Origin of the sequence: Sulfuricurvum sp. (genome assembly GCF_028688295.1) — a bacterium.
Taxonomy (GTDB): Bacteria; Campylobacterota; Campylobacteria; order Campylobacterales; family Sulfurimonadaceae; genus Sulfuricurvum.
Genome location: NZ_JAQTYM010000026.1, coordinates 1 through 12583, shown reverse-complemented (window position 1 = coordinate 12583; position 12583 = coordinate 1). Strand labels below are relative to the sequence as shown.

The following is a 12583-nucleotide window of genomic DNA, read 5'->3' as shown; positions in this document are numbered from 1 at the left end:
AAGAGTGTATATAATTTCGGCTCCATTTCACCAATGCCGGCATAGCTCAGTTGGCTAGAGCAATTGATTTGTAATCAATAGGCCCGGGGTTCAAATCCTCGTGCCGGCACCATTGAATGAAATCGGAACGCATTACATTTATCAGTGTTAGACCAGATTATGGCCGTGGTGAGATACTCAAGTGGCCAACGAGGGCAGACTGTAAATCTGCTGATTTTTATCTTCGAAGGTTCGAATCCTTCTCTCACCACCATCTGCGGGAATAGCTCAGTTGGCTAGAGCGTCAGCCTTCCAAGCTGAATGTCGCGAGTTCGAGTCTCGTTTCCCGCTCCACTGGGAGCTGAAGTATACATTTCATAATTACTACTTCATCATTACCTTAAAACGTAAAATAGTTTTTAAGCTTCCAAAATACATATATCATTGTTTTATGCTCACGTGGCTCAGGGGTAGAGCACTTCCTTGGTAAGGAAGAGGTCGGCGGTTCAAATCCGCTCGTGAGCTCCAGTAATAATATTGTAATTTTTTTTGAAAGCTTGAAAGCTATTTCAGCTGTTTTTTGGTATAATTCCAAATTCATTTACACATTCAGTCGGAGGACACTATGGCAAAAGAGAAATTTGAACGTACAAAACCACATTGTAACATCGGTACAATCGGTCACGTCGACCACGGTAAAACTACATTGACTGCAGCAATCACAGCTGTACTTGCGGTAACAAACGGCGCAAAAATGATGGATTACGATGCAATCGATAATGCACCAGAAGAGCGTGAGCGCGGTATTACCATCGCTACTTCACACGTTGAGTACGAAACAAACAATCGTCACTATGCACACGTTGACTGTCCTGGACATGCCGACTATGTTAAAAACATGATTACCGGTGCTGCTCAAATGGACGGCGCTATTCTTGTTGTTTCTGCAGCGGATGGCCCAATGCCACAAACACGTGAGCACATCCTTCTTTCTAAACAAGTTGGTGTTCCATACATCGTTGTTTTCATGAACAAAGAAGATATGGTTGATGACGAAGAACTTCTTGAACTTGTTGAGATGGAAATTCGTGAACTTCTTGATATGTACGATTTCCCTGGTGATGATACTCCAATCGTTGCTGGTTCAGCTCTTCGTGCACTTGAAGAGGCAAAAACTGGTACTCTTGGTGAGTGGTCAGCAAAAATCCAAAAGCTTATGGCTGAGGTAGATGCTTATATCCCACAACCAATCCGTGAAACAGATAAAGATTTCTTGATGCCGGTAGAGGACGTTTTCTCTATCTCTGGTCGTGGAACTGTTGTTACTGGTCGTATCGAACGTGGTACAATCAAAATCGGTGAAACTATCGAGATCGTTGGTATCCGTGACACTCAAACAACAACTGTAACAGGTGTTGAGATGTTCCGTAAAGAGATGGAAATGGGTGAAGCGGGTGACAACTGTGGTCTTCTTCTCCGTGGTACTAAGAAAGAAGATGTTGAGCGTGGACAAGTTCTTTGTAAACCTAAATCAATCACTCCTCACACAAAATTTGAGGCTGAGATTTATGTATTAAGCAAAGAAGAGGGTGGACGTCATACTCCATTCTTCAACGGTTACCGCCCACAATTCTATGTTCGTACAACTGACTGTACAGGTGCTATCACCTTACAAGAAGGTACTGAGATGGTTATGCCTGGTGATAACGTGAAAATCAATGCTGAATTGATTCACCCGATCGCTATGGAAGAGGGTACTCGTTTTGCTATCCGTGAAGGCGGACGTACTGTCGGCGCTGGGGTTGTTTCTAAAATCCTTGCATAATTTTCCCCAACCCTCGGGTTGGAATCATAAGGTAAAACATGCGTGAAAATATCCATTTAGCGTGTGAAAAGTGCACTCGTCGTAACTATCACACCACTAAAAATAAAAAAACTCATACTGAAAAATTTTCAGTACGTAAGTTTTGTAAATTTTGTCGTGAACACACGATTCATAAAGAAGCAAAACTTTAAGTTGTTTCCCCTCGGGGATTCTTAGTATTTATAGGTCAGTAGTTCCAATGGTAGAGCGCCGGATTCCAAATCCGATTGTTGGGGGTTCGAATCCCTCCTGACCTGCCACCCATTTTCTACTAATGATGCTTACGAGCTTTATTCGTTGGAAATGTCCAGAGGATACAATAAATGAAAAACACATTCAGTCAAACCATTCACAATGCGAAAATGGAACTTGCAAAAGTTATTTTCCCAACTAAACCACAGGTTAAACAGGCATTTATAGCGGTTATTGCTGTGGTTACCTTTGTGGTATTGTTTTTAGCATTAGTTGATTTTATTATGTCTTCGACCGTTTCGGCAATTTTGAGTTAAGGAAAAAATATGGCACATCTTTGGTACTCAATTCAAACCTATGCCGGTAGTGAGCGCAGTGTTAAAGCCGCTATCGAAAATATCATTGCCGAAAATAACCTTCAAGAGGTAATTACCGAAGTAATCGTCCCAACAGAAGATGTTATCGAAGTAAAAAACGGTAAAAAGAAAATTACGGAACGTTCACTCTACTCAGGATACGTTTTTGCAAATATGGATCTTAGTATTGATTTACAGCACCGAATCCAATCGCTTCCCCGCGTAGCAGGATTTATCGGTGAATCAAATAAACCGACTCCCCTTAGCGACAATGACATTGCCGTTATCTTGGATCGTGTAACGAACCGTTCGGCTCCGAAACCGAAAGTATTCTTCGACAACGGAGAGATGGTTCGTATCGTAGACGGGCCGTTTGCGAACTTCACCGGTACAGTCGATGAATACGATCTTGAACACGGCACGTTGAAACTCAATGTTTCTATCTTCGGACGCAGTACTCCGGTAGATATATCGTACACGCAAGTCGAAAAAATAATTTAATCTCAAAAAAAGGAAGCACAAATGGCAAAGAAAATTACGGGCTACATCAAGTTGCAAGTACAAGCCGGCGCGGCTAATCCAGCCCCTCCGGTTGGACCAGCACTCGGTCAACGTGGTGTTAACATCATGGAATTTTGTAAGGCGTTCAACGAGCGTACAAAAGATAAGGCAGGTTTTAAACTCCCTGTTGTTATTACTGTATATGCGGACAAAACGTTTTCATTCATCACAAAACAGCCTCCGGCATCTGCTCTCATCATGAAAGCGGCTGGTCTTAAAAAAGGGACTGATAATCCGATGAAAAACAAAGTGGGTAAAATCACTAAAGCTCAATTGATGGAAATCGTTAAGCAAAAAATTCAAGACATGAACACAGATGACATCGATGCAGCAGCTGCTACAATCGCTGGTTCTGCACGTTCAATGGGTGTTGATATCGTAGATTAATTTCTACACTACTCTTCGACCGCAAAGAGGCTAAATCTTGCGGCAGATTCTAATATTGGAGAATTCAAATGGCTGGAAAACGCTACAAACAACTTAGTGAAAAAATTGATATGGCTAAAAGCTATTCTGTTGCGGATGCTGCGGCATTCGTAAAAGAGCTTAAATCAGCAAAATTCGACGAAACCGTTGAAATTGCACTTAATCTTGGTGTTGACCCACGTCACGCTGACCAAATGATCCGTGGTGCCGTTGTACTTCCTCACGGCACAGGAAAAGTGGTTCGCGTTGCGGTTTTCGCAAAAGGTGCAAAAGCGGATGAAGCAAAAGCTGCCGGTGCTGATATCGTCGGAAGCGATGATTTGGTTGAGCAAATCAAAGCGGGTAACATCAACTTCGATATCGTTGTTGCTGCACCGGACTGTATGGGTCTCGTTGGTCAAGTAGGACGTATCCTCGGGCCAAAAGGGATGATGCCGAATCCTAAAACAGGAACGGTTACAGCAGATATCGCAAAAGCGGTTGCGAATGTTAAAGGCGGACAAGTAAATTTCCGTGTTGATAAAAAAGGGAACATCCATGCCGGTATCGGTAAAGTGAGTTTCGATACTGATAAAATTGAAGAAAATATTAAAGCATTCGTTGGTGCAATCAACCGTGCTAAACCATCAACGGCAAAAGGTCGTTACATCAAAAATGCAGCATTGTCTCTCACAATGAGTCCTGCAATTAAATTCGAAACACAAGAGTTATTGGATATCCGTTAATCACTCTTGAATGATGAAGCATCGCTTCGTCTTTATCTTATGGACTGAAGACAGTAGGGGGCTTACGCCTTAATCAGAACTATCTGCCCCGCTTGAAGTTGTTATGTCTGGAAAGGAGAAACTATGAATAAATCACAGAAATCTGAGATTGTTAGTACTCTAACTAATGAGTTCAAATCTTCTGCAGCAGTTATTATGTGTGACTATCGCGGTTTAGCAGTGTCTGAACTCGAAGCGCTTCGTAAAATTGCACGTGAAAAAGAGACAAAAGTTCAAGTTATTAAAAATACACTTGCTACTATCGCTTTGAACAACGCAGAAATGAGCGGCATCGAAATTAAAGATACTAATATCTTTGTTTGGGGAGCTGACGCTATCGCTGCTTCTAAAACAGCGGTAGATTTCGCAAAAGCAAATGATAAATTTGTTATCCGAACAGCGTACATTGACGGTGAAGCCGCTGATGAGACGAAAGTTCGTGCATTTGCAACCCTACCGGGACGTGAAGAGTTGCTTGGAATGTTGGCATCTGTATGGATGGGACCAGTTCGCAACTTTACAATCGGACTCGATGCGCTTAAACGTAAAAAAGAAGAAGAAGCAGCGTAATTGTTGCTTTGAAAAACCGCTGATAAAAATATCGGCATAAAAAATAAAAATTCCAATAGGAGAATACTATGGCTGTTACAAAACAAGACGTACTTGAGTTTATCTCAAATCTTTCTGTCCTCGAGCTTTCTGAGCTTGTAAAAGAATTCGAAGAAAAATTCGGAGTATCTGCTCAACCGGTAGCGGTTGCTGGTGCTGCTGTTGTTGCAGAAGCTGCAGAAGAAAAAACTGAATTTGATGTTATCTTGAAAGACGGTGGTGAGAAAAAAATCAACGTAATTAAAGTAGTACGCGCAATGACAGGTCTTGGTCTTAAAGAGGCTAAAGATGCTGTTGAAGGTGCCCCTACAACAATCAAAGAAGGTATCTCTAAACAAGATGCCGAAGCAGCGAAAAAAGAGCTTGAAGAAGCTGGCGCTGCCGTCGAAATCAAATAATCATATTTTGATAGGAGGCTTTTGCCTCCACCTCCCACAGGGCACTTTACGAAGCGGGTTTTTAACCTCTTCGTAAAGTGCCCATACGTCGTTATAGACTCAAGGACGCTTGAGTCATAGACTTTGCACTTATCCCTATGGGATCAAAAACTTCGATTGAGGTAGCCTATGTTAAACACTCTTCACTCCGGAAACCGCTTACGCGTTGATTTCGCGAAAACCCCCCAGCAAATTGAAGTACCGAATTTATTACAACTTCAACAAAGTTCTTATGAATCATTTTTGATGTTAGATCAGAAAGATCGTACCAAAAGCGGTATTGAGCGCGTATTCCAATCGGTATTCCCGATTCATGATTCACAAAACCGTCTCTCTCTTGAATATTTGGGTTCTGAAGTAGGACGCCCAAAATATACCGTACGTGAATGTATGGAACGTGGTTTGACATACTCAGTATCATTGCGTATGAAAACACGTCTTATGATATGGGATCGTGACGAAAACACCAAAGAAAAAACCGGTGTCAAAGATATCAAAGAGCAGACAATTTTTATTCGTGATATCCCTTTAATGACAGAGCGCACTTCGTTTGTTATTAATGGTGTAGAACGTGTTGTTGTTAATCAGCTTCACCGCTCTCCAGGGGTTATCTTCAAAGAAGAAGAATCAACTACTGCCGGAAGCAAAATGATCTTTACCGGTCAAATTATCCCTGACCGCGGTTCATGGCTCTATTTTGAGTACGATCCGAAAGATATTCTTTATATGCGTATCAATAAACGCCGTAAAGTACCGGTTACGATTATGTTCCGTGCACTCGGGTATAGCAAACAAGATATTCTAAAAATGTTCTATCCATTGCAAAAAATTCGTCTTGAAGAAAACAAATATTTAATGGATTTTGATCCTGAACAATTTGCCGGTCGTCTTGATTATGACTTGATTGACAGCGATGGTAAATTATTGGTTGCTGCTGGCAAGCGTCTTTCGGCTAAAAAAGCGGAGAAATTGATCTCTGAGGGTGTTAAGGCAATTCAATACCCGATCGAAACATTGATTGAACGTCATTTAGCGGAACCAATCATCGATGCGGTTACCGGTGAAGTAATGTTCGACACTATGGCACAGCTTGATGAGAGTAAACTTAAAAAAATGATTGAAGCAGGTGTTAAAGAGTTTGTTATTGCAAATGACCTTGCAGAAGGGCACGATAGCTCTATTATCAATGCATTTGCTGCGGATACCGATTCTTTGAAATTACTCCGTCAAACTGAAATTATCGAAGATGAAAATGATCTTGCGGCGATTCGCATTTACAAAGTAATGCGCCCCGGTGAGCCAGTAACGAAAGAAGCGGCAAAAGTTTTTGTTAATCAACTTTTCTTTGATCCTGAACGTTATGATCTTACACGTGTTGGTCGTATGAAAATGAATCATAAACTCGGGTTGAATATTCCTGAGTACGTTACTGTCTTGACTAACGAAGACATTATCAATACGGTTAAATACGTTATTAAAGTTAAAAATGGCCAAGGTCACATTGATGATCGTGACCATCTCGGGAACCGTCGTATCCGTTCAATCGGCGAGTTGCTTGGAAACGAGTTACACAACGGTTTGATCAAAATGCAAAAAGCGATCAAAGATAAACTCTCAACAATGAGCGGACCGACCACTGAGTTGATGCCGCATGATTTGATCAACTCAAAAATGATCACATCTACCATTATGGAGTTTTTCAGCGGCGGACAATTATCACAATTTATGGACCAAACGAATCCGTTGTCGGAAGTTACCCATAAACGTCGACTTTCAGCTCTCGGAGAGGGTGGTCTCGTAAAAGAGCGTGCCGGATTTGAAGTACGTGACGTTCACCCGACTCATTACGGTCGTATCTGTCCGATTGAGACTCCTGAGGGACAAAACATCGGTTTGATCAATACGTTGGCAACCTATTCAAAAGTTAATGAGCACGGATTTATTGAGGCTCCATATAATGTTGTTAAAGACGGTGTGGTAACAAGTGAAGTAGTCTATTTGACTGCGACTCAAGAAGAAGGAAAAGTAATTGCTGCGGCATCAAGCCGTGTTGATGACAAAGGTAATTTCCTCGATGATCTGGTTGAAACACGCCAAGATGGTGAGTATCCTTTGGTTTCTCCAAAAGAGTGTGAGCTTCGTGACTTGACACCACACATGGTTGTCGGTGTTGCGGCAAGTTTGATTCCTTTCTTGGAACACGATGATGCGAACCGCGCTCTAATGGGGTCGAACATGCAACGTCAAGCGGTACCGTTATTGCGTCCTGAAGCACCTATGGTCGGAACAGGGGTTGAAAAACTTGTTGCTCGTGATTCATGGGAGTGCGTAAAAGCTGAGCGTAGCGGAGTTGTTGAGAAAGTTGACTCTAAACACATTTATGTGATGGGTGAAGATGAAGACGGAACGTTTATCGATTACTATCCGTTGCAGAAGAATCTTCGTACCAACCAAAATACGACGTTCTTACAAAAACCGATCGTTAAACAAGGGCAATTGGTTACTAAAGATCAAATCATCGCGGATGGTCCGAACATGGATCAGGGTGAGTTGGCACTCGGTATCAATGCACTCGTTGCGTTTATGCCGTGGAACGGATACAACTTCGAGGATGCTATCGTTATGTCTGAGCGTATGATCCGCGAAGATGCATTTACCTCGGTTCATATCTATGAAAAAGAGGCGGAAGCACGTGAACTCAAACACGGTGTCGAAGAGATTACTCGTGATATCCCGAACGTTCGGGATGATGAACTTTCACATCTTGATGAGAGCGGTATCGTTAAAATCGGTACCTATGTTCAAGGTGGAATGATCCTCGTTGGTAAAGTTTCACCAAAAGGTGAAGTTAAACCGACTCCGGAAGAGCGTTTGTTACGTGCTATCTTCGGTGAAAAAGCGGGTCACGTTGTCAATAAATCACTCTACTGTACGCCAAGTATGGAAGGGGTTGTTGTCGACGTTAAAGTGTTCACTAAAAAAGGATACGATAAAGATCCTCGTACTTTAGAACTTGAAAAAGCTGAACGTGATGAACTTGAACGCGAACATTATGATCGTCTTCTCATGATCGACAAAGAAGAGATGCTACGCATTATTTCACTTTTGACAAAATACCCATTACTCACTGATGTAAGTATCAATGGTAATGAGTACAAAGCGGGTGAAAATGTCAAAGCAGATGATCTTAAAGAGGTTAACCGTTTTGCGATGAATAATGTCGTTAAAGCATTTAGTGACGATATTCAAGAGAAATACAACCAAACGAAAAACCATTTCCAAAAAGAGAAGAAAAAATTCCGTGACGAACATGAAGAAAAACTCTCTATCTTGGAAAAAGACGACATCCTCCCTAACGGTGTTGTTAAATTCGTAAAAGTTTATATCGCAACCAAACGCAAACTCAAAGTCGGTGACAAAATGGCGGGACGTCACGGGAACAAAGGTATCGTTTCGATCATTGTTCCTCAAGTTGATATGCCGTACATGGCAAATGGTCGTTCGGTCGACGTTTGTTTGAATCCACTCGGGGTTCCGTCTCGTATGAATATCGGGCAAATCCTTGAGATGCACCTTGGTATGGTTGGGAAAGAGCTTGGGTTCCAAATCCAAGATATTTTCGAAGCAAAACAAAAAGAGTTTATTGGTGACCTTCGTGCAAAAATGATCTCTTTCGCAGACGTAGCGGGTCTTATGAATGCTGCAAAAGTACTCGGTGAAATGGATGATCAAACTCTCCTTGGGTATGCTCAGGATTGGTCAAAAGGGGTTAAGTTTGCTACTCCTATTTTCGAAGGGGTAACCGAAGCTGAATTCGCAAAACTCTTTGAATTAGCTAAACTTGACGCTGATGGAAAAATGGTATTGTTCGACGGTAAAACGGGCGATCAGATGAAAGAACGCGTTAACGTCGGTTACATGTATATGCTTAAACTTCATCACTTGGTTGATGAGAAAGTACATGCTCGTTCAACTGGACCATACTCTCTTGTTACTCAACAACCGGTCGGTGGTAAAGCACTCTTCGGCGGACAGCGTTTCGGGGAGATGGAAGTATGGGCACTTGAAGCATACGGTGCTTCTGCCGTTCTTAAAGAGATGTTGACGATTAAATCGGATGACGTTGATGGACGTGTACGTGCGTACAAAGCAATTACGAAAGGTGAAAGTGTACCGCCATCCGGTATCCCTGAAACATTATTCGTATTAACGAAAGAGCTCCAATCATTGGCGCTCGATATTGAGATTTTTGACGAGGTGGATGACAATGAGTAAATTAGTACCGGTTGCCGTAACGGAAGAGAATCGCCCAGTCGATATTAAACAAATCCAATTTCGACTCGCGTCTCCTGAGAGAGTTCTCTCATGGAGTCACGGTGAAGTTAAAAAACCAGAAACCATCAACTATCGTACCCTTAAACCGGAACGTGACGGATTATTTTGTGCCAAAATTTTCGGACCGGTTCGTGATTACGAATGTTTGTGCGGAAAATACAAAAAAATGCGTTATAAAGGTGTCATTTGTGAAAAATGTGGTGTTGAAGTAACATCGGCAAAAGTTCGCCGTACCCGTATGGGACACATTGATCTTGTTACTCCGGTTGCACATATTTGGTATGTTAGTTCACTTCCAAGCCGTATCGGAACACTCCTCGGCGTGAAAATGAAGGACCTTGAGCGCGTATTGTATTACGAAGCGTACATCGTTAAAAGCGGTGGAGAAGCATATTACGATGGTGAGCAAACATCGTCGGTTCTTAAATACGATGTCTTGAACGAAGAGCAATACCGTACATTGGTACAACGTTACGGAGACAGTGGTTTTTCTGCAGAGATGGGTGGATCAGCGGTTCGTGAATTGTTGAATGAACTTGATCTAGTTGATCTCTTCTCTTCACTTAAAGAAGAAGTAGCAGGGACTAACTCGGAAGCAAAACGTAAAACTATCATTAAACGTTTGAAAGTTATTGAATCCTTCTTGAATTCAGGTAATAATCCTGCGTGGATGATGCTTACCGCATTGCCGGTTTTGCCTCCTGAACTTCGTCCGTTGGTAAGTTTGGATGGTGGAAAATTCGCGGTATCTGATGTCAATGACCTCTATCGTCGTGTTATCAACCGTAATCAACGTCTTAAACGTCTTATTGAACTCGAAGCACCGGAAATTATCGTACGTAACGAAAAACGTATGTTGCAAGAAGCAGTAGATGCTTTGTTTGACAATGGTCGTCGTGCGAACGCTGTTAAAGGTGCAAATAAACGTCCGTTGAAATCTCTCTCTGAGATCATCAAAGGTAAACAAGGGCGTTTCCGTCAGAATCTACTTGGTAAACGTGTTGACTTCTCGGGACGTTCGGTCATCGTTGTTGGACCAAACCTTCAAATGGATCAATGCGGATTGCCGAAACAAATGGCATTGGAGCTTTTCAAACCTCATTTGATCGCAAAACTCGAAGATAAAGGGTATGCGACTACCGTGAAAGCGGCGAAAAAAATGATCGAAGAGAAAACCAATGAAGTTTGGGAATGTCTTGCAGAGATCGTTGAGGGTTATCCGATTATGCTTAACCGTGCACCGACGTTGCATAAACTCTCGATCCAAGCGTTTCACCCGAAACTGATCGACGGTAAAGCAATCCAATTGCATCCTCTCGTTTGCGCCGCTTTCAATGCGGACTTCGACGGTGACCAAATGGCGGTTCACGTTCCTCTTTCAGCTGAAGCGATTGCAGAATGTAAAGTATTGATGCTCTCATCGATGAACATTTTGCTTCCTGCATCGGGTAAAGCGATTGCAACACCTTCACAAGATATGGTCTTGGGTCTTTATTATCTGACTCTTGGCAAAAATGATGTTAAAGGGTCAAATAAACTTTTCAGCTGTGTTGATGAGATTATGATTGCATTAGAGCATAATGCACTTGATTTACATGCAAAAGTTCGTACTCGTGTCGATGGACGTGTGATTCACACCACTGCAGGGCGTATGATTTTACAAGCAATCTTGCCATCGTTCGTTCCAGCAGAGCTTTGGAATGTTGTGATGAAAAAGAAAAATATCTCTATCCTTGTTGACTACGTCAATAAACATGGTGGAATTGCAGTAACTGCTGGGTTCTTGGATGATTTGAAAAACCTTGGTTTCAAATATGCGACTAAATCAGGGGTTTCAATTTCTATTACTGACATTATTATCCCTGAAATGAAAGCAGGATTGATTGTTACCTCTAAAAACCGTGTTAAAGAGATCCAAAAACAGTTCGAAGCGGGTCTATTGACCGAGCAAGAACGTTATAACAAAATTATTGACGTTTGGACGGATACTAATAATACCGTTGCTGGCGGAATGATGGAGCTGATTCAAAATGATAAAGACGGGTTTAACTCCATCTTTATGATGGCAGACTCTGGAGCGCGGGGATCTGCGGCTCAAATTCGTCAGCTTGCCGGTATGCGTGGTTTGATGGCGAAACCGGATGGTTCGATCATCGAAACTCCGATTATCTCGAACTTTAAAGAGGGTCTAAACGTTTTAGAGTACTTTATTTCTACCCACGGTGCTCGTAAAGGTCTTGCGGATACCGCGCTTAAAACAGCGAATGCGGGTTATTTGACTCGTAAACTCGTTGACGTTGCACAAAACGTGAAAATCGTTGAGCACGATTGTGGTACCCATGAGGGGATCGAACTCACCGATATTTCTGTCGGTAATGAATTAATCGAGCCGTTGGAAGACCGTATTTACGGCCGTGTATTGGCAGAAGATGCGATTGATCCGATCACCAATGAAATCCTTTACTCTGAGGGAACGCTGATCGATGAGATCAAAGCCTCAAAAGTGATCGAAGCGGGTATCCGTTCGGTTCAAATCCGTACTCCGACAACGTGTAAATCTGAGGGTGGTGTATGTGCCCTTTGTTACGGACTTAACCTCGGAAGTGGCGGCATCGTTAAACGCGGAGAAGCGGTTGGTATTATCGCGGCACAATCCATCGGAGAGCCGGGTACACAGTTGACACTTCGTACCTTCCACGTTGGGGGAACGGCGTCAAGTACACGTGAAGAGCGTCAAGTTGTTGCAACTAAAGAAGGTTTCATCCGTTATTACAACATGAAAACGTACCTTTCAAAAGAGGGAAAACAAATCGTTGCAAATCGTCGTAATGCGGCAATCCTTTTGGTTGAGCCGAAAATCAAAGCTCCGTTTAGCGGAACGGTTGAGATCCAAACCATTCATGATGAAATCATTGTGAGTGTTAAAGGTGAACAAACTGTCCGTTATACCCTTCGAAAAAATGAAGTGGCAAAACCGAATGAACTCGCAGGGGTTAGTGGTAAAATCGAAGGTAAATTCTATCTTCCATATGAAAATGGCAGTGTGGTAAAAGAGAACGA

The 12583-nt window shown here is 42.4% G+C and carries 10 protein-coding genes and 5 tRNA genes; all 15 read left to right on the top strand.

Translation table 11 applies throughout. The features are described 5' to 3' along the window. Positions 1–35: 35 nt before the first annotated feature. Positions 36–112 (top strand) — tRNA-Thr (locus PHR02_RS07085). A gap of 55 nt (positions 113–167) precedes the next feature. Further along, positions 168–253, top strand: a tRNA-Tyr gene (locus PHR02_RS07080). Positions 254–256: 3 nt separating this feature from the next. Continuing rightward, positions 257–333 (top strand) — tRNA-Gly (locus PHR02_RS07075). A gap of 99 nt (positions 334–432) precedes the next feature. Further along, a tRNA-Thr gene (locus tag PHR02_RS07070) sits at positions 433–507 on the top strand. A 97-nt stretch (positions 508–604) separates the two neighbouring features. Beyond that, complete coding sequence (gene tuf / locus PHR02_RS07065) at positions 605–1804, top strand: elongation factor Tu (protein WP_295052837.1); 1200 nt, start codon at positions 605–607, stop codon at positions 1802–1804. Between the two features lie 38 nt (positions 1805–1842). Next, positions 1843–1995 carry a 50S ribosomal protein L33 gene (rpmG, locus tag PHR02_RS07060; protein WP_294894180.1) on the top strand — a complete coding sequence of 51 codons (153 nt, stop codon included), beginning with the start codon at positions 1843–1845 and terminating at the stop codon, positions 1993–1995. A 32-nt stretch (positions 1996–2027) separates the two neighbouring features. After that, positions 2028–2103 (top strand) — tRNA-Trp (locus tag PHR02_RS07055). A 63-nt stretch (positions 2104–2166) separates the two neighbouring features. After that, the gene (gene secE / locus PHR02_RS07050) at positions 2167–2352 is read left to right on the top strand and encodes a preprotein translocase subunit SecE (RefSeq protein ID WP_295011310.1); all 186 of its coding nucleotides are present in this window, start codon (positions 2167–2169) and stop codon (positions 2350–2352) included. Positions 2353–2361: 9 nt separating this feature from the next. Then, complete coding sequence (nusG, locus tag PHR02_RS07045) at positions 2362–2892, top strand: transcription termination/antitermination protein NusG (protein ID WP_299934305.1); 531 nt, start codon at positions 2362–2364, stop codon at positions 2890–2892. A 21-nt stretch (positions 2893–2913) separates the two neighbouring features. Next, positions 2914–3339 (top strand): 50S ribosomal protein L11, encoded by a 426-nt coding sequence (gene rplK, locus PHR02_RS07040; RefSeq protein WP_015654570.1) that lies wholly within the window; start codon positions 2914–2916, stop codon positions 3337–3339. A 68-nt stretch (positions 3340–3407) separates the two neighbouring features. Then, positions 3408–4103, top strand: coding sequence for a 50S ribosomal protein L1 (gene rplA, locus PHR02_RS07035; RefSeq protein WP_299990563.1), 696 nt, complete (start codon positions 3408–3410; stop codon positions 4101–4103). Positions 4104–4226: 123 nt separating this feature from the next. Then, a complete protein-coding gene (gene rplJ / locus PHR02_RS07030) occupies positions 4227–4712 on the top strand; it encodes a 50S ribosomal protein L10 (protein WP_299990562.1) in 486 nt (161 codons plus the stop codon). A 68-nt stretch (positions 4713–4780) separates the two neighbouring features. After that, positions 4781–5149, top strand: a complete 369-nt coding sequence (gene rplL, locus PHR02_RS07025) for a 50S ribosomal protein L7/L12 (protein WP_299990560.1) — start codon at positions 4781–4783, stop codon at positions 5147–5149. Positions 5150–5317: 168 nt separating this feature from the next. Beyond that, positions 5318–9463: a DNA-directed RNA polymerase subunit beta gene (gene rpoB / locus PHR02_RS07020; protein ID WP_299990558.1), complete on the top strand. Its 4146-nt coding sequence runs from the start codon at positions 5318–5320 to the stop codon at positions 9461–9463. After that, on the top strand, positions 9456–12583 hold a 3128-nt coding region (gene rpoC, locus PHR02_RS07015; protein ID WP_299990556.1), incomplete at its 3' end, for a DNA-directed RNA polymerase subunit beta'. The genes rpoB and rpoC, both read left to right, overlap by 8 nt.